This is a genomic window from Paraburkholderia sp. SUR17, assembly GCF_029536165.1.
GTDB lineage: Bacteria > Pseudomonadota > Gammaproteobacteria > Burkholderiales > Burkholderiaceae > Paraburkholderia > Paraburkholderia kururiensis.
Window position 1 is genome coordinate 80,197 of the sequence record NZ_CP120509.1, and the last position, 19,537, is coordinate 99,733.

Annotated in this window: 12 protein-coding genes; 7 read left to right on the top strand and 5 right to left on the bottom strand. The window is 66.4% G+C overall.

What is annotated here, in order from left to right:
- Positions 1-171: 171 nt before the first annotated feature.
- Positions 172-1,254 carry an AGE family epimerase/isomerase gene (locus P2869_RS17955; RefSeq protein WP_277599048.1) on the bottom strand — a complete coding sequence of 361 codons (1,083 nt, stop codon included), beginning with the start codon at positions 1,252-1,254 and terminating at the stop codon, positions 172-174.
- Positions 1,255-1,612: 358 nt separating this feature from the next.
- Between P2869_RS17955 and P2869_RS17960 the strand changes: the two genes are divergently transcribed.
- From P2869_RS17960 to P2869_RS17970, 3 genes are all read left to right on the top strand, one after another.
- Complete coding sequence (locus P2869_RS17960) at positions 1,613-3,031, top strand: hypothetical protein (protein WP_277599049.1); 1,419 nt, start codon at positions 1,613-1,615, stop codon at positions 3,029-3,031.
- 90 nt (positions 3,032-3,121) lie between these two features.
- The gene (locus tag P2869_RS17965; protein WP_017774259.1) at positions 3,122-3,361 is read left to right on the top strand and encodes a DUF2442 domain-containing protein; all 240 of its coding nucleotides are present in this window, start codon (positions 3,122-3,124) and stop codon (positions 3,359-3,361) included.
- Between the two features lie 353 nt (positions 3,362-3,714).
- Entirely contained in the window at positions 3,715-4,380 is a 666-nt protein-coding gene (locus P2869_RS17970) for a hypothetical protein (RefSeq protein WP_277599050.1), read from the top strand.
- 114 nt (positions 4,381-4,494) lie between these two features.
- Here the strand turns inward: P2869_RS17970 and P2869_RS17975 are convergent, their stop codons facing one another.
- Positions 4,495-5,580: a DMT family transporter gene (locus P2869_RS17975; RefSeq protein WP_277599051.1), complete on the bottom strand. Its 1,086-nt coding sequence runs from the start codon at positions 5,578-5,580 to the stop codon at positions 4,495-4,497.
- A gap of 335 nt (positions 5,581-5,915) precedes the next feature.
- On the opposite strand from P2869_RS17975, the gene P2869_RS17980 reads away from it, so the two are divergent.
- Positions 5,916-6,071 (top strand): hypothetical protein, encoded by a 156-nt coding sequence (locus P2869_RS17980; RefSeq protein WP_017774262.1) that lies wholly within the window; start codon positions 5,916-5,918, stop codon positions 6,069-6,071.
- Positions 6,072-6,667: 596 nt separating this feature from the next.
- The gene (locus tag P2869_RS17985) at positions 6,668-6,970 is read left to right on the top strand and encodes a hypothetical protein (RefSeq protein WP_199540695.1); all 303 of its coding nucleotides are present in this window, start codon (positions 6,668-6,670) and stop codon (positions 6,968-6,970) included.
- 119 nt (positions 6,971-7,089) lie between these two features.
- On the opposite strand, the gene P2869_RS17990 is transcribed toward P2869_RS17985, so the two are convergent.
- The 3 genes from P2869_RS17990 to P2869_RS18000 form a co-directional block, all read right to left on the bottom strand.
- The gene (locus P2869_RS17990) at positions 7,090-8,247 is read right to left on the bottom strand and encodes a porin (protein ID WP_277599052.1); all 1,158 of its coding nucleotides are present in this window, start codon (positions 8,245-8,247) and stop codon (positions 7,090-7,092) included.
- A 206-nt stretch (positions 8,248-8,453) separates the two neighbouring features.
- Complete coding sequence (locus P2869_RS17995) at positions 8,454-10,484, bottom strand: methyl-accepting chemotaxis protein (RefSeq protein ID WP_277599053.1); 2,031 nt, start codon at positions 10,482-10,484, stop codon at positions 8,454-8,456.
- Between the two features lie 264 nt (positions 10,485-10,748).
- Positions 10,749-13,364, bottom strand: coding sequence for a heavy metal translocating P-type ATPase (locus P2869_RS18000; RefSeq protein ID WP_277599054.1), 2,616 nt, complete (start codon positions 13,362-13,364; stop codon positions 10,749-10,751).
- A gap of 386 nt (positions 13,365-13,750) precedes the next feature.
- Here P2869_RS18000 and P2869_RS18005 point away from each other — a divergent pair, with 386 nt between their 5' ends.
- Positions 13,751-15,172 carry a DUF1254 domain-containing protein gene (locus P2869_RS18005; protein WP_277599055.1) on the top strand — a complete coding sequence of 474 codons (1,422 nt, stop codon included), beginning with the start codon at positions 13,751-13,753 and terminating at the stop codon, positions 15,170-15,172.
- A gap of 373 nt (positions 15,173-15,545) precedes the next feature.
- Entirely contained in the window at positions 15,546-19,478 is a 3,933-nt protein-coding gene (locus tag P2869_RS18010) for a DUF748 domain-containing protein (protein ID WP_277599056.1), read from the top strand.
- Positions 19,479-19,537 lie beyond the last annotated feature (59 nt).

Below are 19,537 nucleotides of genomic sequence, written 5' to 3' on the forward strand. Positions count from 1 at the left end.
AATGGCCCCACGCGTTTCGTTTGCGTGCGGTGGGCTCGTTTAGTTGACGCTAGCGGACTTCAGCGGGGCGAGCTTGTGCGTTGAATCGAAGCGCTGGCTTGAGTTTTAGTCCGCTAGATGAGGGCACTCGATAAGAGCGCCCTCATGTGACTGTCGTTGCGCTGACGGCGCTCAAGGCAGCGCGGCGTAAGCGGTGGCGAGATGGTACGGCGTGGTGGACGGCATGTCCGCGCGCGCGACGTCGCCTGCGGGCGTCTTGCACTCGAACCAACCGCGCGCATGCAGAAAGCGCTCGCGAAAGCGCTCGATCTGCTGCGGCAGCGCTGCGCGCACCGCGGCGTCGCTGTGCGTGGCGAGCGCGCGCAGATATTCGGTCTGCGCCCAGATGCGCTGCGTGGCATCGAGCATGCCGCCGTGTTCATCGAGCGCCGCGGCGACGCCGCCTGTCGACGCGTCCACGCCGTGCTGTTGCGCGAACGTGAAGGCGCGCGACATGGCCTCGTAGAGGCCCGAGTCGCCAAGCAGACCTTTTGCGCGCGAGACCAGATAGAACCATTCGAACTGATGTCCCGGCTCGAGGCGATTGCCCTCGGCGCCGACGGGCAACTCCGCGATGCAGCCCGTGGGTGCGTGCACGAACGTGCGCGCGATGGCTTGCGTGAGGCGCGTGATGGCGCCGTCGAACGCGGCATCGCGCGTGGCTTCGCGCGCGGCAAGCCAGGCTTCCGTGAGATGCATCAGCGGATTCTGCAGCGGCGTGCCGGTGACGCTGCGAAAGTCTTCGCCCAGCGCCGCATTGAAGAGGCCGCCGTGCGCGGCGAAGCGCTCTTCGATCAGCGCGGACGTGCTGTGCACGATACCCAGCGCGTCGCGATTGCCGAACTGCGCGCCATACACGGAGCACGCGAAGACGACGAACGCGTGCGTGTAGAGATCTTTCGTGGTGTCGAGCGGCGCGCCGTCCGGGCCGACGCTGTAGAACCAGCCGCCGTGACGGCGATCTTCGAACGTGTGGCGCAGGGCGTCGAAGAGCGTGTGCGCGTGGGCGGCGTCGTTGGCGAGCGAGAAGACGAACAGCTGGCGCGCGCACGCCATCGCGCGATAGCGGGTGACGGGCAGCGGACGGTGATCGTCCGCCGTCACCGCTTCGTAGGGCAGACGCAGCGCGGCGTTGAAGCCGGCGTTGCGCCACAGCGGCAGAATCACCTGAGAGAAATGATCGCGCAGCGCGGCTGCCGGCGTGGATGCGTTCATCTGGATTAGCGTCGCGTCGGCGCGTGCGTGGGAACTGCGCGCACGCATGCGAACGGCGGTAGATCGGGAAGGTTGCGATTGTACGCCGTTCGGTTTGCGCGTCTCATCGCGGGCATGGCGCGCGACGCCTGTGGGCGGGCCTCAGCGGCATGGTGCTGGCGGTGTTTCGGAGGATGCTGGAATGCCAAGCGAGTGGCAAACGACTGGCAAGCGAGTGCCGAATGAGGTCGGCAGAAGCGCGGCTACGTGCGACAATGCCGCCTTGAAATTGCAGCAAGTCCAGACAGCATTGCGGGACGGCCCAACCGAGGCATGGGCCACGGTGAGGCCGCCGCGCGGCGACAATCGCACGTTCCCTATGGCAGATTCCGCAGCACCCAGAACCACTCGCACCTCGCGCGCCGCGTCCACGAAACGGCGCGCTTCCACCGTTTCCACGGATACCGAAAACAAGCTCGCGCGCGCCGCCCAGTCGGTGCAGCGTCTGGCACAACTCACCGACGTGCCGCGCGACGACAGCACGCTCGACCTCTTTCCCGACGACCCCACGCGCGAACTGGTCGAAGCGATGCAGATCGACGTGAGGCAGGGCACGCTCTCGGGTTTCGAATTGCCGGAGGTCGTGCTGGCGGCGGTGACGGCGACCCAGCACGATGCATCGGCCGCCGTAACGGCCGAGCAGGCGAAGCCGGCACGGCGCTCGATGCGTGCGTCGAAAGCGGAAGCCGTTGCTGCGGAGCAGATCGATGGTGCGCAAGACGAGCAGGTGGTGCCCGCCACGGTTGCCCGGGGTGTCGCGAATGAGGTGAGCGAGAAAGCCGCTGAGGATGAGGGCGCGGATGCGGTGACTGCCGCCCGGGCAAACGATACGACTCGCGGCGCACCTCGCAGCGAAGCTCCGGCGACGGCCACGCTCGCCGCCAGTACCGGACGACATGCAAATGAAACCGCGGTTGCCAATGATCGTGCGGCCACTGCGCCGAGCGATGCGGACCCCGAACCTTCTTCCCCCGACGGGCCGGCCGCCCACGCCCTCGAACGTTCTGCGAGCAAGGACGCGAGTAGTGCGTCGCCGCCGACCGTAACGCAACGCAATGCCTCCTCGCGTGCGCAGACGCTCGCTTCGATCGCGAACACCGCTGCGCCGGCGTCGGACGCATTGCGATCGGTGCTTCAGGCGCGTCAGCAGGCCATGGCCGCGAATGGGTCGACGACCGCCAAACCCGGTGTTTCGGCGCAGCGGTTCGCTGCGCCGCGCACGGCAGGTGCGCCGCTGGAGACAGTCGCGGGCAATACCGCGCATCACGTCAGCCCGGAACTGGACCGCGCCCGCACGACGGCGTTTGCCGATACGGTGGATGCGCTCTATGGCGTGATCGCCGATCAGCGCCGCGCCGCCGCAGATCATTCGCGGCGAATGAAGTGGATGCTTTCCATCGTGGTGGGCGCGCTGCTCGCAACGGTGGCGATCGGCATCGCGCAGACGCTGCTGCTGATGCGGCTCACGCGCGACACCACCGCGCAGCAGCAGCGCATGGAGCAAATGCTGATGAGCCAGCAAGCGACGCTCGCTACGCTGCTCGATACCGATTCGGCGACGGTCGCTGTGCCGCAGCCGGCCGCACTGACGGCTGCGCGGACGAACGCCGCGACTGCGCCTTCCGTGGGAGCCGGTGGACCCGCGCAGGCCACGCAACATTCCGCCGCGACAAGCGCGCGGCACAGCGCGAAATCCCAGCACGCGCATAAGACGAAAGCGTCGTCGGCGACGCATTGACCCGGCCCGCGCCGCCACGCGATATTCGCCTTGAACCGCCCGCCGCTGCCGCCTATCTTTTAAGTCGCTTTCCTCCTTCCGGAGACGACCATGGGCGGCGACGCAGTCAATGTGCACTTCGACAGGACACACCTGGTGCTCGACCTGTTGGACGGGCGGGCCATTCAGTTTCCGCTGCACTGGTTTCCCGTGCTGGAAGCGGCGACCCAGGCGGAGCGCGAGCACTTCGCGATATCGATGGACCGCAAGCAGTTGTACTGGCCGGAACTCGACGAAGACGTGAACGTGACGGCGCTTCTCATGTCGATGGCGGAAGGCACGCGACATTAGATGTCTGTGGTCTATCGAGGCCTTGATCGTCGGATCGCTGGCACCTTTCGGTTTTCGGCTTGCGGCTTGCGTGCTGGAAGGGTTGGCGCTCGCGTTGCTCCTTGCCTGCCTTGCCTTGACCGCCGATTGTGTCCGCCGGATGCCGCGCGACGCTTTCGCGTGGCGGTTTCTGCCTACCTCTCAATCGCGACTCGTCCCACGGGCTCGACGTGGCGAGTCCGTGTCGGCCTGCCATGCTTTTTCCGGTGCCTCGCGGATGATCCGGCCCGCGTTGCCTGAACCGGACCTGGGCCGGAAAAGTTCGCGCCAGAAACCGTATATACTGTTTATACCAATTAACGACGGGGATCGTGATGAGCACACCGCAAAGCAAGCAGCCAACGAAGAAGGCGTTCCAGCTCCCGAAAGGCGCAGAGGAACCGGCAACGGGCAACAGCGAGCAGCCTGCCGCCAAGGCGAGCCGCCGCGCCGCCACGTCGAAGCCGGCGGCCGACGCCGCGACGGCGAAGCAGGCGACATCGGTGAAGGCCGCGCCGGTGAAGGGGAAGAAGGCGCCGGCTACGGGGCAGAAGAAGGCGGGCAAAGCGGTCACTGAAGCGGTAGCCGAGGCTGCCGCGCAAGCCGTCGCGAAAAAGAACGCGGAAAAGACTGCGCAGACGCCGGCGAAGAAGAAGGCTGCCGAGGCCGCATCGAAGAAACCCACCAAGGCTGCCAGGACCACCGAAGCCACCGGAGCCACCAAAGCCGCGAACGAACCCACCGCGAAGGCGGCTGCAGAAGAAAAGGCGCGCCGCGCGAAGAAGGAAAAGGTGGTGCGCGACAGCTTCACGATGCCGAAGTCGGACTACGCGAAGATTGCCGAACTCAAGCAGCGTTGTTTGTCCGCGGGCGTGCAGGCGAAGAAGAGCGAACTGCTGCGTGCGGGCTTGCTGCTGCTCGCTGCCAAAGATGAAAAGGGGCTCGTGGACGCCGTTTCGGCGGTCGAACTCGTCAAGACCGGGCGCCCCGCCAACGCGTAACGTTTCTTTCCGTCGATGCTGTTCCGAGGCCGCCGTGTGCGGCCTTTTTCAATTCCGCCAGCGGCCGATGTACGGCGAGTCACGCAGATACGCCGCTGCGCCCAACGGCCTTCCTCAGTGCGAATGCCGGTGATGGATATCCGGGTAGTGCGCATGCGTATGGGCGATCGCATCGTGCTGATGTGGGTGGGTATGCGGCTCGTTGCCGTCCCAGTCGAAGTCGTGCGTGTGCCGGTGATGTTCGTCATGCCGGTGACGATGGCTGTGCTGCATCGGCTCATGCGTGTGAGCATGTTCGTGACGCTCGCGCAGATGCAACCAGACGCCCAGCCCCATGAGAACGGCGGCGGCCCAGAACGGCCACGGCGGCATCTGCGGCCAGAAGATGAGGGCCAACGCCACGCCGAACAGCGGGGCAACCGAGAAATACGCGCCAGTGCGCGCGGTGCCGAGGTGGCGCAACGCCACAACGAAGAGCGCAAGGCTTACGCCATATCCTGCGAAGCCGGTGACCATTGCCGCGAGCGCCGTTGCGGGTTCGGGCAGATGGGTGCCTGATCCCAGCGAGATCGCCAGATTGACCGAGCCGGCCACCAGTCCTTTGAGGCAGGCAATCATCGTTGCGTCGTGGGCGGAGATTTTGCGGGTGAGGTTGTTGTCGATGGCCCAGCAGGCACACGCGGCCGCCACGAAGAGTGCGCCCGTTGTCATGCCGCCTGCACCCGGTTGCCAGGAGAGCAACAGGCCGCCCGCCACGATGGCGACCATACCCAGAAAGACCGACAGATCGACGTTCTCGCGGAACACCACCCACGCGATTACCGCGGTGAACACCCCTTCCAGGTTCAGCAGCAGCGACGCCGTGGCGGCCGGTGTCGTGGTGAGGCCGAGCATGAGAAGGGCGGGGCCGGCCACACCGCCCGCGGCGATCGCGCCCGCCAGCCATGGAATCTCAGCGGACGCGATGTGGTCGTTACGCGTGGCTTCCTTTGCCTGCCGCCTTGCTCGCTGTATCGACATGACGGCGGCGAGCCCGATGCCGCTGCCCAGATAGAAGAGCCCCGCCACCATGAACGGAGAAATCGACCCGAGCAACGCCTTGGCAAGCGGAGTCGTGGCACCGAAGAGCGCGGCGGCCAAAAGTGCCGTGAATGCGGCATTCAGGTGAAGACTCGGGCGGGAATTCGGAGGGGCTTGCATGAGACTGAGGATCCATTGAAACGGCAATTGGGCGGCGAGACGCAACGATACATCGACGGCGTGACGTGACGACAGTCGGCCATTCGGTGGAGTGCAGACCGTCTGGAAAAAGGGCGCGAAATAAAGAGATTTGTCCCTGTTTCGGGTGCGCGAGCCCAGCCGCGATCCATGGTGCCTGTATGTTGTATCGCTGCAACGCGTCAATCTCGTCTACGCCGGCTTTTTCAAAGATCTCCAAAAAAATGCTGCGGCGCACTAGCGTCTAACTAGGGAAAACCCTATACTTCATAGGTCAGGGAAAACCCTTAATCACTCAGCACCAACCGGGAGTCGCCATGAGCTTTATCCTCGCACTGTTCCAGAAGGTGAGCGATCTCTTCGCGTCGCCGCACCTGCCGATGGACTCCGACTATTCGTACGAAGCGCGCCACCGCGAAGCCGAGCGCCTGCGCCGCTCGCAGGTCTCGCTGTTCGGCATTCTTGGCGACTGATCGAATCGATTCCCCGTTTTGCGCGGGCGCATTGGCTCCCGCGCAGCCGTCTTTGTCGAACTGCGCGTTTGGCTCACCGTAGGGCCGGGTAGATAGACACGGCAAGAACGCCGCAAGGCCGGCTTTCCCGCTGAGGGGAAGCCGGCCTTTTTAATTGTTGGTCCCTTCCGGTGTCTTCAAATCGAGCGGCCTCGTGTGGCTGCTCGCGAGACACGCCGTCGGCACGTTCGCTTACGGTTCATACACTTGCGGTCGCTGTGCCCAGGTTTTCCACACCCTTGCCAACAAAATATGTGGAAAACCGGCATGCGCCAGGTGGAGGCGTATTTTCTTCCGTACGTCGAGTGGTGCGGCTGCGTCCAAAACCCGTCAGCGCTTGCCGTCTGCTGCCTCTTGGCGACCGTCTGCCCGTCGCTGCAACGCGACACAAAAATCGTTGCCCATCAGTGTCTTGCCCGGCATGTCCGAGCGTTTTCCACAGCCTTGCCAACAAAAAATGGGGATAACTCCGTTAGCCGTTGGGCCGATTGTCGGTGACGAACGGGCGCACCGATAATCAGGCCGTACCTTCCTGCGGCCCCATCACGGAGGCGTCCATGCAATTTCCCACGGGATCTGTTGTCGCGCTGAGCTCGGCGGCATCGACGGTGTTTTCCATCGGTATGATTTCGCTCACCTGGTGGGGCATTCACGAACCCACGCCGTGGCGCGCCGGCGACGTGGTGGTCACGCTGCTCGCGCTCTTCGGGTTCGCGTGCCTCGGTTTCGTGCCGTGGCTGGCCACCTCGCCCATGCGGCATGAGACCGACGAGTCGCGGGTGGCGATTGCGCGTCGCGCGTTTCTGGCGGGCGTGATCGCGATGTGGCTGTCCATCGTCGCCGCGATCGTCGTCGCATGAAACGCGGCGGACGAGGTCATGCGAGGCACCGGCAAGCCGGCGCCTCGCAACCGGTCGCCGCGCGCAGGCGTCGCGATACTACCCGTCGCACAAGCCTGCGCTGCGGTCGCCCACAACGATCAGAACCGCGTGCGCATGCCCACCGTGCCGACCACCTGGTTCGCCGTCGAAGACGCGCCGACGGCCGTATTGATGAATGCCACGTAGTTCTTGCCCGACGCGTGCTGGTACATCGCTTCGAGGTAGACGTCCGTACGCTTCGAGAGCTTGTAGACCGTCTGGAGGTCGACCTGGTGCCACTTCGGATCTGCGCCGAACGTCGACGTGTTGTCCACGTGCCCGTTCGTGTACGTGTATGCGAGGCCGAGGCTCAGCGCCGGCGTGACAGCGTACTTGCCGTTCACTTCGAAGTTGTTGAAGCTCACCGTGCCGCCCGTCGAACCGAACGAGCCCGAGTTCTCGTACTCGCTGCGGGTGTAGACGAAGCCCGTCACGAACGGTCCGAACGCATAGTTGATGCCGCCGCCGAACGAACGCATGCGGTCCGCGCCGAGCGCGAAGCCGCCCTTGCCGTTCGCCGCCGATTCGGCGAGGTCCACGGCACCCGAGCTGCTCGCCGTGGCGCCCTTCGAGCCATTGATCTGCAAAAAGCCGCCGGCTACCGAAAGCGGGCCGTTCGTATAGCTCGCGCCGAAGCTGTAGGCGCGGTTCATCGCGAAGTCCGTGTTGTTCGAGAACGCGTACAGGCCGCCGAACTTGATGCCCGCGTAGTCGTTGCTCGCGAACTTGACCGCGTTGCTGATACGCAGCGAGTGGTTCAGGTTGTCGTTGTCGAACGGGTGCGCAAAGCTCGCGTCGCCGAAGGTGCCCGCGGTAGCCGAGAGCGGCGCCACGTAGTCAACCAGCGAGTCGTACTGGCGGCCCAGCGTGAGCGTGCCGAGCTGGCTGCTCGAAAGACCGACGTAGGCCTGGCGGCCGAAGAAGCGACTGTCCTGGCCCAGCTTGCCGCTTTGCACGTTGAAGCCGTTTTCGAGGACGAACAGCGCCTTGAGGCCGCCGCCCAGGTCTTCGCTGCCGCGCACGCCGAAACGGCTGCCGTTGATGTTGCCGCTCGTCGCTTGCCAGAGCGGGCCGCTCGTTTTGCCGCTCACCACGTTGTTCGTGTACATGATGCCGGCGTCGATCAACCCGTAGAGCGTGACCGAGCTCTGTGCATGCGCGGCCGATGCGGCGAATGCACCCGCGGTCGCAAGCGCAAACGAAATCTTTTTCTTCACTGGAATAGCTCCTGAACTGTGCTGCAGGGGAAATGAAACTGCGTCAGGAGTGTAAGAAGGCGGCCGCGCGAGAAAAGCCGCTGTGCATGGAGAACAGTCTTGCTCAGGTTGGAACGAAGATGTCATCGCCTTGTCATGTAGCGGCAACGGACAAGACCGTGCGCGGCCCGAAGCCGCCGCGCACTATATTGATGTGGAGAATCGAATCAGCCGCGCGCCTGCGGATCCACCTTGAACACGCTCACCAGTTGTGCAAGCTGCGCAGCCTGGTCGCGCAAGCCGGCGGCCGCATTCTCCGCCTCGGAGACCATCGACGCATTCTGCTGTGTCGCCTCGCCGATCTGCGTGACCGCGAGGTTCACCTGCTCGATGCCACCCGACTGCTCGCGCGAAGCGACACTGATGTCCGCAATGATCTGGCGCACTTCGTCCACGCGCTCGACAATGCCCTGCATCGTCGTGCTCGCCTCTTCGGCGATGCGGTAGCCGCTCTGCACCGTGGCGGTGGATTCGGCGATGACCGCGTCGATCTCCTTCGCCGCCGCCGCGCTGCGTTGCGCGAGCGCGCGGACTTCCGCGGCGACCACCGCGAAGCCCTTGCCGTGGTCGCCGGCGCGTGCCGCTTCCACGGCTGCGTTGAGCGCGAGGATGTTGGTCTGGAACGCGATGCCTTCAATCATGTTCGTGATGTCGGCGATCTTCTGCGACGAGCGGTTGATGTCGCTCATCGTGGCCACCACGCGTTCCACCGCGCGGCCGCCGTTCAGCGCGGCGTCGGCGGCGGTGCTCACCACGGAATTCGCGCGCGCCGCGTGGTCCGCGTTCTGCTGAACCGTCGAGGTGATCTGTTCCATGCTGGCAGCCGTTTCTTCCACGCTGCTCGCCTGGGTCGCGATGCGCGAAGCGATCTCGCCGCTCGTGGCCGCGATGCGCGTGGTGCCGTCGGCCATATCGGACGATGCGTGGCGCACCTGCGTGACGATGCGCGCGAGCCCTTCGCCAATGCCATCGATGGCGTGCATGAGCCGCCCGATCTCGTCCGCGCGAGCGTGCGAAGCGTCGGCGCCTGCCGCATCGCCGGCAGTGAAGCCTCGCTCCGCGCGGCCCTTGCCATGTGCGAGACGCACGCTCAGGTCCCCCGCCGCGAGGCGTGCCGCGGCCTTGGCCGCTTCGTCAAGCGGCCGGCTCACGAGTCGCCGCGCCGCCACGAGGAAGATCACCGCGAACGCGATCACGAGCGCGAAGCCCAGTGCGGCGAAGCGGTCGCGCGTCGCGGTCACGTCGGCCATCACTTCGTCGTGAATCGCGACGCCGCCCACGAGCCACTGCCATTCCGGCACGGTGATGAACGAGACGCTCTTTTCGCGCGGGCTCGTTTCGCCGAGCGTTGCGTCGGCGGAGGTGTAGGTGATGCGGCCTTCCTTCGCCTCCAGCATCTGCGAGTAGGGCGCGTTCGCGTCGTCGAAGTGCTGGCCAGCGGCGGCCGGATGAACGATGAACTTGCCGTTGTTCGGGCCTTTCGATGCGTCCACCACGAAGTAGTAGCCGCTGTTGCCGATCTTCATCTGCCGGATGCCGTCTTCCACAGACTGAATCTGCGCGCCCACGTCCACGCCCACGAACAACGCGCCGATCACGCGACCCGCGGCATCCATGACCGGTTTGTACTGCGTGATATAGCGCTTGCCGAAGAGCGGCGCGAGCCCGGTGAAGGTGCGGCCCGCGAGCACAGGGCCATACGCGGGGCCCTTGCGGTCCAGCAGTGTGCCGATGGCGCGCGAGCCGTCCTGCTTCTTGAGCGAGGTGGTCACGCGCACGAAGTCGTCGCCGCTGCGCACGAAGAGCGTGGCGATAGCGCCGCTCTTCGCGAGGAACTGGTCGGGAATCGAGAAATCGAGGTTCAGCACTTTGTCGCCGGCCTTCATCGTCGGCGTGGCGACACCGTTGATGTCTACTTTCTGGGATTCGTCGACGCTGATCTCGCCGGGCAAAAAGCTCGCGAAGAGCGACATCGCGCGGCCCACTTCGGCGGAAAGGGCGTCGTCGAAGAGATGGATCATCGCGGCGACGGAGCGGTCGCGGTCGTCGATACGGGCCAGCACCTGGCGGCTCACCTGCTGGCCAGCCGTGTGGGTGAGCGCCCACGTGAAGACGACGAATATCGACGCCACCAGAACGCAGGACAACGCGGCAAGCCGCGCACCGACACTCATGCCGCGCGGGAACAGAACTTTCATGGGCCTCCTGGGCGCTCGGAAGACGCGGGGAGCGGCGGGCGCCGCATGGCCGCGCGGCGCCCAGTACGTCGGCCCGGTGGTTGGGCCGACGGCGCGCGCGGCAGCCCCGCAGGGTTACGTCACGATCTTGTCAATTACGGCAGACCGCGGCGGTTCTTGAATGCGGGACCGACCAGGGGCAGGGTGGAAGCCCTGGCCACAACCAGGGCGAGGACCAAAGCAAGCCAGAACCACGCCCGGTTCTGGCCGGAACCAGGCGAGCCCTTACCCCTGGCTCTGCGGACGCCAGGCGCGCAGCAGCAAGGCGTTGGTGACGACGCTCACGCTCGAGAACGCCATTGCGGCGCCCGCGAGCATCGGATTGAGCAGCCCGAAAGCAGCGAGCGGAATGCCGATCAGGTTGTAGACGAAGGCCCAGAAGAGGTTCTGCCGGATCTTGCGCCAGGTGCGCCGCGAAATGTCGATGGCGGCGGCGACGAGCAGCGGGTCGCCGCGCATCAACGTGATGCCCGCTGCGTGCATGGCGACGTCCGTGCCGGTGGCCATGGCAATGCCGAGGTCGGCGGCGGCGAGCGCGGGCGCGTCGTTGATGCCGTCGCCGGCCATGGCCACGATGCCTGCGGTGCGGATTTTCAGGTCGCCGATCACGCGTGCCTTGTCGTCGGGCAGCACGCGCGCGTGGACTTCGTCGATGCCGAGATTGTTGGCCACTGCCGCCGCGCTGCCCGGGTTGTCGCCGGTAATCAGCACGCTGCGAATGCCGAGGCGCCGCAGTTGCGCAACGGCGGCGCGCGCGGACGGCTTCACGGTATCGCCGAAGCCGATCAACGCGAGCACGGCGGCGGGCTGCGGCCTGGGCGTTGGCGTAGAAGGCGACGGCGCTGCCGAAGCCGCGCCGTGCGCGAAGAGCCACGAGACCGTCTGACCCGCATGCTCGAGTTCGGCCGCACGCGCGGCAAGCTGTGCGGGAATCGCGATGCCGAGTTCATCGAGCCAGACGCCGCTGCCGATGGCGATGCGCCGTCCGTCCACCTCGGCTTCCACGCCGCGGCCGGGCACAGCGCGGGCGTGGGTGGCCGGCAGAGGTGTGGCCGTCAGAGACGCGGCGGTCAGAGATGCAGCCGTCAGAGGCGCCGCCGTCAGAGACGCGGCCGCCCGGAGCGCGACCGCCGAAGACGACTCGTGCGCGCCGCCAACGGCCTCTTCCCAGCGCCGCATCACCGCTTTCGCCAGCGGATGGTCGCTCTGGCGCTGCACGGCGGCGGCGAGCGCCAGTGCTTCGTCGGCCGAAGTGTCGGGCGCGGGTTCGAAGACCGTGACGCTGGGTTGTCCCACGGTCAGCGTGCCGGTCTTGTCGAACGCGACCACGTTGATGCGATGCGCGATTTCGAGCGCCTCGGCATCTTTGATCAGCACGCCCTGGCGCGCGGCGACGCCGGTGCCGGCCATGATCGCGGCCGGCGTGGCGAGCCCGAGCGCGCACGGGCACGCAATCACGAGCACCGCCACGGCGTTGAGGATCGCAGTCTCCGCGGACGCGCCGGCGAGCAGCCAGCCGCCCAGTGTCACGGCGGCCACGACGAGAATCGCCGGCACGAACACGGCGCTCACGCGGTCCACTAGCCGCTGGATGGGCGCCTTGCCTGCCTGAGCGGTTTCGACCAGACGGATGATGCGGGCAAGCGTGGTTTCCGCGCCAATCGCCGTGGTTTTGACCGCGATGGCGCCTTCGCCGTTGATCGACCCCGCCGTGACCGGATCGTCGGGCTGCTTCGGCACGGGCAGGCTTTCGCCGGTGATCAGTGACTCGTCGATATGCGTGCGGCCTTCCAGCACGGCGCCGTCCACCGGCACGCGCTCGCCGGGCCGCACCACGACCACCGTGCCCACACGCACCTGCGCGAGCGGCACCTCGCGCTCCTCGTTGCCTGTGCGGATGCGGGCGCGGTCGGGGCGCAGCGCGTTGAGTGCGCGGATGGCGTCCGTGGTCTGGCGCTTCGCGCGCGCTTCCAGCCATTTGCCGAAGCGCACCAGCGTGATGACCACCGCGGAGGCCTCGAAGTACAGGTGCATGGCATCGTCCGGATGGACCACCATCTGGTAGACGCTCACGCCATACGCGGCAGACGTGCCGAGCGCGACGAGCAGATCCATGTTGCCGGCGCCGGCGCGCGCGGCTTTCCAGGCGGCACGGTAGAAACGCGCGCCGAACACGAATTGCACGACGCTCGCGAGCGCCAGTTGCAGCAGGGCGGGCAGCATCACGTCCGCGCCGAGCGACGCGGCAATCATGGGAACGACGAGCGGCAGGGTCAGCAGCGCGGACATCAGGACCCAGGCGAGTTCGCGACGCACGGCGGCGCGTGCGCGATCGGTGCCGTCGGCGGCGGGTGCCGCTTCGGTTTCTACGACCGGCGTTGCCTCATAGCCCGCCTTCTGCACGGCGGCGACCAGCGCGTCGAGTTCGCTCGCGCTGGCCGGTCCGCGCAGATTGACGGTGGCGCGTTCCGTCGCGAGGTTGACCGAGGCGCCCGCCACGCCAGGCACTCGCGCCAGCGCCTTCTCGACGCGCGTGGCGCAGCTCGCGCAGGTCATGCCACCGATGGCCAATTCGGCGACGGCGGTGGAGAGCGGAACGGCGCCGTAGCCCGCCTTCGTCACGGCCGCTACGAGCGCGTCGGGCGCAACTTCGCGGTTGGTCTCGACGGTGGCTTTTTCCGTGGCGAGGTTCACCGACGCACGCGCCACGCCAGGCACCTTCGCCAGCGCCTTCTCGACGCGCGTGGCGCAACTCGCGCAGGTCATGCCGGTAATTTCCAGTTCTGACACCGTGGGTTCGGCGCGCGCCTCGGTGGGAAGTTCGGCGGAGAGGTCGGTCATGGCGATTGGAGGGTGGCAATGCCACAGTAGCAAGCGGTGTTGGCCGCTGAGCGCGCAGACGGGAAACCGCCCGCATGAACAGCACATAAAACGCAAGTATCGACCTTCCAGTCATGGGAAGGTCAAGCCGCGTCGGTCAACCTAACTGACGCATGGATAGCAGGTAAGTGGGGACCCACATGCCGGGAGCGCCTCATTTTTGCGCTGGCGAGGCAGGGATAATTCCGTATTGACGCCTTTTCATGCCTGGTCGCGAGGGATACGATACAACCCGGCGCGATGGGAGAAGATCGAGGCGAGGCGAGGAGACGGCCGCGGGGCCGCGCGGCGCAGCCTGTTTCCATCGGCGTCATCTTATGGACCAGACTGATCCGCACAATCAACGAATGATAAAAAATCGTCGCGAACCCTACTCGTTTCAATGGACTTGCGCTGCGCTCGCAGGTTTTGCCTTTCTGGCGGGATGCGCTTCCGCGCCCGCGCCCACCGAAAAAAGCACTGGCTGGGTCAAGGACGAAGTGTCCGACTCTTATGTGTTCGGCTATCCGCTCGTCGTCATGGACATTGCGCGCGACGCCGCCGTAGGCAGCGGGCCGGGCCAGGCGGCGGTCAACACGCTGCGCCATGCCCAGGCGCTGCCGCCCGTTGGCGCAGCGAATCCGACCATGCCGAGCCTGGATACCTTCGATTCCACAGGTTGGCTCGACGTCGCAGACGAGCCCGTGATCGTCTCCCTGCCCGACTCGCGCGGCCGCTACGTGGATGCCCGCGCGCTCGACATGTGGACGAACGTGGTGTGGTCCACTGGCGACGCCGGTACCACGCGGGTGACCGGCATCAAGGCCCAGACGGTCGCCTTTGCGGCGGCGGGCTGGAAGGGCGACCTGCCGGCGGGCGTCAAGCGCATCGACGTGCCGACCCGCTACGTGTGGCTCTCCGTGCGCATCCAGACTGCGCGTGGCCGCGACCTTGCCGCCGTGCGCAAGCTCCAGCGCGCCATCCGCGTGGCGCCGCTTTCGGCGTACACGGGCGACGCGCGTCCCGCACCCCAGGTGGCGCGCAACAGCGGCGCCGGCACAGATTCGGCTGCCACCGTGAACCCGGTGGCCCGCGCCGCCGCGCTGGACGCGAACGGGTTCTTCAGCCGCCTTGCGCAGGCGCTGCCCGACAATCCGCCCGCCCCCGACGACCCGCACGCGCTCAAGATTCTCTCGGACCTCGGCGTGACGCCGGGGCAGCCGGTGGCGCTGCCCGCCGCCGCGAGCGATGCCGTGGCCGCCGGCTTCAGCGATGGCCGCGATCGCGTGGCAACGGCGCCGTCGAATCTGCTGTCGGCCAATGGCTGGAGCTGGGCCAGCGACAACGCGGGTGCGTACGGCTCGGATTACGCGCTGCGTGCCTACACGGCTTTCACGGAACTGGGCCTCGGAACGAAAGACGACGAAGTGCGAGCGGTGGTCTCGCAGGACAGCGACGGCCACGCGCTGAACGGCGCGAACCGCTACGTCATCCACTTCGCCGCGAAGCAGTTGCCGCCGGTGCGCGGCTTCTGGTCCATTACGGCGTACACGAAGGACGGCGCGCTCGGCGAAAGCGCGCCGGCGCACGTTTCGCTGAGCGACCGCTACGGCCTGCGACGCAGCCGCGACGGGTCCGTGGACGTCTACGTTTCCGCGGTGGGCTCGAAGAAAACGCCCAACTGGGTTCCCGCGCCGCGCAGCGACTTCAAGCTCGTGCTGCGGCTCTACGCGCCGAAGCCGCAGGCGACGGACGGCAGTTGGGAGCCGCCCGCCGTCGAGCGGCAATAAGGCGCGCGACGACGGACCGCATACCGCAACAGACAGCCGGGCAAATAGCCCAGTACACAGCGCCCGGCGCGCTGCCCCGGCCACCGCGCTGCCCGGCCACCGCGCTGCCCGGCCACCGCTCGCCTCGGTGGCCGGCTCCCCCTTCCGGCTTGCGTTTTGCATTTATTCACAATGCTCACGCTGTCCCCCTGCAAGCCCGCGACATATACTTCCACGAACCTGAACCACCAACGGTTTGCCCTGGTTGCGACATGTCTGCCGCCGCCGTGCGGCGAGCCTCGCTGGCTCGCCGGCCTGGCCGGCGCGGCTGTCTTCGCGGACCCGCCCTTCGCGGGCAACGCCCACGCGTTCCACCTGTGACCACATCCGAGGCATGGCAAGCATCAACAAAGCATCTCTCACTTCCTCGCTGCGCGCCGTGCGCGATGCAGCGCACAGCCGGCGGGCCCGGCGTATCACGATCGGGCTCGTCGTCTTTCTCGTGCTGTTCGGCCTGCTCGGCTTCTTCGCGGCGCCGCCGCTGATCCGCAATATTGCCGCCCAGCAACTGAGCAAGCAGCTCGACCGGCCGGTTTCCATCGGACGTATTGCGCTCAATCCGTACACGCTGCGATTCGAGGCGGACCGCGTGCATATCGGCGAGCGCGGCGGCTCGGGCGATTTCGCGGACGTGGAGCGGCTCATCGTGAAGCCTTCCTGGACGTCGCTCTTTCGCGGCGCCGCGATCGTGGACGAACTCCAGATCGATTCGCCACGTTTTCACATCGTTCGCTATGACGCCCAGCGCTTCAATTTCAGCGACCTGATCGAGAAGTTCTCCACGCCGTCGCAGCCCTCCAGCAAGCCCACGCCGTTTTCCATTTCCAACATTCATCTGGAGAACGGTCGCGTCGAGTTCGACGACCGGCTGCTTGGCGAGCAGCACGTGGTGGACCGCTGGTCGCTCGGCGTGCCGTTCATTGCAACGCTGGCTTCGAAGACGGACATCTTCGTGGAGCCGCTGCTGCGCGCGCGTATCGACGGCAGTCAGCTCGCCATCGACGGCAAGACGCTGCCGTTTGCGGCGTCGCGCCAGTCGCAGGTGTCGCTGCGGCTCGATGCGCTCGACGTGCCGCGCCTCATCTCGTACGTGCCGGCCAAACTGCCGGTGACGGTGGAGTCCGGCAAGCTTTCCACGGACCTCAAGCTCAACTTCCTGATGTCGGGCGATACGCCTTCGCTCACGGTTTCCGGCACGGTGGACCTGGACGACGCCAACGTGCTGGACCCGAACAAGGCGCCGTTCTTCGCGGCGCGCGCGGTGCACGTGGCGGCGTCCACACTCGAGCCGCTCAAGAGCGTCTATCACTTCGACGAGATCCGGCTGGACGGCGCGGACGCAACGCTCACGCGTGACAAGGCCGGCGTGCTGAGCGTGCAGCGGATGTTCGCGGGCTCGCCGCAGACGTCGGCGAGTGCGCCGCGTAGTGCCAGCGCGCCGGCTGCGGGGGCGGCGCCGGGTGCTGCTGCTACTGCTTCCGCTTCTACTGCTACTTCTACTGGCGCTTCGGGTGCGTCCGCGTCGTCGGGCGCTGCTTCGGCCGCTGCCGCCGCGTCTGCACCGAAATCCGAAGCGGCCACCACCACCGCCGCGCCGCTCGACCTCGCCATCAAGCGCTTCGCGCTTAACGACAGCATCCTGCGCTTCACCGACGAAACGCCGTCGAGGCCTGTCGTGTTCGGGCCTACCCAAGTCTCGGCCACGCTCACGGATTTTTCGACGCTCGCCAAAACGAACGCGCACTACGGGCTGAACCTGGCATTCGACGGCGGCGGCTCGCTCGCCGTGAGCGGCGCGTTGGGCCTCGTGGCGAAGACGGCGGACGCCAAGATCGACGTCAACGCATTGCCGCTCGCCCCGCGCCAGCCGTATCTCGACAGTGTGACGGCCGCTCAGGTGCTGGACGGCACGCTTACCGCCAACGCGAACGTCAGCGCGAACTGGAGCGCCACGCCGTTCCAGCTCCAGGTAGGCGCGAGCGACATGCAACTGAAGTCGCTGAAGGTTGCCATGCGAGGCGCTGCACGCGGATCAAGCGGCACGAGCAACGAGCCCGTCATCGCACTGGCAGACGGCCGCGTCCAGGTGAAGAAAGTGGATCTGGCCGCCCAAACAGCGGACATCGACGCCGTCGACCTCAAGGGCCTGAAGGTGAACGCTGAGCGTCGCAAGGACGGCAGCATCGACCTGGCCGACCTCGCGGGCACGCACGAAACCGCGCATGAAGCGGCCCCGGCGCATCCCGCGGCCCACTCAACCGGAAAGACCGCCCAACCGGGTGCGCCCGAATGGCACTACCGCATCGGCACGCTCTCGCTCGCGGATTCCGAAGCGAACTTCACGGACAGCACCACCGCACGCCCGGTGAAGCTCAACGTCGCGCCGCTGCAACTCAAGGTGCAGCAGATCACGGACAACATGAGTCACGCGCTGCCCGTTGAACTGCATGCCACCGTGAACCGCAAGGGCACGCTCGGCGTGACCGGCGACGTGACGCCCACGCCGCTGAAAGCCGCGGTGCGCGTGAACGCGGACCGTCTCGACGTGGCCGCGCTGGAGCCGTACTTCGGCAACGTACTCAACGTGACGATTGCGAGCGCGTTCGTCACCGCGAACGGCGACCTCGCCGCGACGCAGGGCAAGGCCCTCAAGGCGTCGTATCGCGGCGACGCGGCGCTCGTGGACGTGCGGATGCTGGACAAGGCGACGTCGGACCCGTTCGCGGGCTGGCGCTCGCTCGCGCTCACGAACCTGAAGGCGAACTACGACGAGCGCGGCACCGACGTGGACGCAGCGCGCGTCACGTTCTCGAACTTCTATGGCCGCGTGCTGCTCGATGCACAAGGCAAGCTCAATCTCAAGGACGTGGTGGCGCATCAGACGGGCGAGGCGCAGTCGCTCACGCGCGACAACAGCGGCAAGGCGCCCGTGCCGCTCTCGCCGCCCACGGCGGCGGAAGCGGCGGCGGCATCGGCTGCCGCGGCAACGACGGCGGCAACGGCAAAGCAGGCCTCGGGCGCGCGGCCCGCGTCGGCGCCGCCGGTCACCGTGGTGGCGGCGAAAGAGCCGGAAAGCCCGGTGCGCATGCACTTCGGCGAACTGCTGCTGCGTAGCGGCCGCGTGACCTACACGGACAACTTCGTGAAGCCGAACTACACGGCGAACCTGGTCGACATTCAGGGCAAGGTGGGCGCATTCGGCACGCAGTCCACCACGCCCGCGCCCGTGGACGTGGCCGCGAAGCTGGCGGCCAACGGGCCGGTGGCCATTCGCGGCTCGGTGAATCCGCTCATCGAAAAACCGCAGCTCGACCTCACGGCCACGGCGCACGACGTGGAACTCACGAACCTCACGCCGTATTCCACGAAGTACGCGGGCTATCCGATCACGAAGGGCAAGCTCAATGTCGATCTGCACTACAAGCTCGAGAACAACCAGCTGACTGCGAACAATCACCTGTTCATCGACCAGCTCACGTTCGGCGACCACGTCGAGAACGACACGGCGACGAAGCTGCCGGTGCGCCTCGCCATCTCGCTGCTCAAGAATTCGAAAGGGCAGATCGACGTGAACATTCCGGTGTCGGGCTCGCTCGACAATCCGCAGTTCAGCTTCGGCAGCCTGATCTGGCATGCGGTGCTCAACCTTTTGCAGAAGGCCGTGACTTCGCCGTTCACGCTGCTCGCGAATGCGTTCGGCGGGGGCGGCGAGGAACTGGGCTACGTCGAATTTGCGCCGGGGTCGGCCGATCTCACGGAGGCCGACAACCAGAAGCTCGACAAGATCGCGAAGGCGCTGGCAGACAAACCGTCGGTGAAGATCGATCTGATTGGCCGTGTCGATCCGGCCGTGGACGAGCCCGCGCTGCGCAACCTGTACGTGGACCGCCTCGTGCGCCAGCAAAAGCTCAAGGACACGATCGGTAAGGGAGAAAGCGTGGACCCGATGTCGATCAAGGTGGACCCGGCCGAGTACGAAAGCTATCTCGCGAAGGTCTACAAGGCGGCGGACTTCAAGAAGCCGCGCAATTTCATCGGTCTCACGAAGTCCCTGCCCGCCGACGAGATGAAGAGCGCGCTCGCGGAACACGCGCCCATCAACGAGGCCAGCCTGCGCGATCTCGCACAACGTCGCGCACAGAGCGTGCAGCAGTATTTCGAAGGCAAGGTGGATTCGAGCCGCGTGTTCATCGTCGCGCCGAAGCTCAACGCCGACGGTATCAGCGACAAGGGCGCGCCTACGCGCGTGGACTTCGGTTTGAAGTAGAGCGCCCCGCGCGAGGCGAAGCATCGCGCCGCACGGGCGAATGCCCGGCGGCGCGATTT

What these genes read in the sequence shown, in the direction of transcription:
- P2869_RS17995 (WP_277599053.1), bottom strand. Translation starts at nt 10,484, where the DNA reads ATGAAAGTTCTGTTCCCGCGCGGCATGAGTGTCGGTGCGCGGCTTGCC.
- P2869_RS17965 (WP_017774259.1), top strand. Translation starts at nt 3,122, where the DNA reads ATGGGCGGCGACGCAGTCAATGTGCACTTCGACAGGACACACCTGGTG.
- P2869_RS18005 (WP_277599055.1), top strand. Translation starts at nt 13,751, where the DNA reads ATGATAAAAAATCGTCGCGAACCCTACTCGTTTCAATGGACTTGCGCT.
- P2869_RS18000 (WP_277599054.1), bottom strand. Translation starts at nt 13,364, where the DNA reads ATGACCGACCTCTCCGCCGAACTTCCCACCGAGGCGCGCGCCGAACCC.
- P2869_RS17955 (WP_277599048.1), bottom strand. Translation starts at nt 1,254, where the DNA reads ATGAACGCATCCACGCCGGCAGCCGCGCTGCGCGATCATTTCTCTCAG.
- P2869_RS17975 (WP_277599051.1), bottom strand. Translation starts at nt 5,580, where the DNA reads ATGCAAGCCCCTCCGAATTCCCGCCCGAGTCTTCACCTGAATGCCGCA.
- P2869_RS17970 (WP_277599050.1), top strand. Translation starts at nt 3,715, where the DNA reads ATGAGCACACCGCAAAGCAAGCAGCCAACGAAGAAGGCGTTCCAGCTC.
- P2869_RS17985 (WP_199540695.1), top strand. Translation starts at nt 6,668, where the DNA reads ATGCAATTTCCCACGGGATCTGTTGTCGCGCTGAGCTCGGCGGCATCG.
- P2869_RS17960 (WP_277599049.1), top strand. Translation starts at nt 1,613, where the DNA reads ATGGCAGATTCCGCAGCACCCAGAACCACTCGCACCTCGCGCGCCGCG.
- P2869_RS17980 (WP_017774262.1), top strand. Translation starts at nt 5,916, where the DNA reads ATGAGCTTTATCCTCGCACTGTTCCAGAAGGTGAGCGATCTCTTCGCG.
- P2869_RS18010 (WP_277599056.1), top strand. Translation starts at nt 15,546, where the DNA reads ATGGCAAGCATCAACAAAGCATCTCTCACTTCCTCGCTGCGCGCCGTG.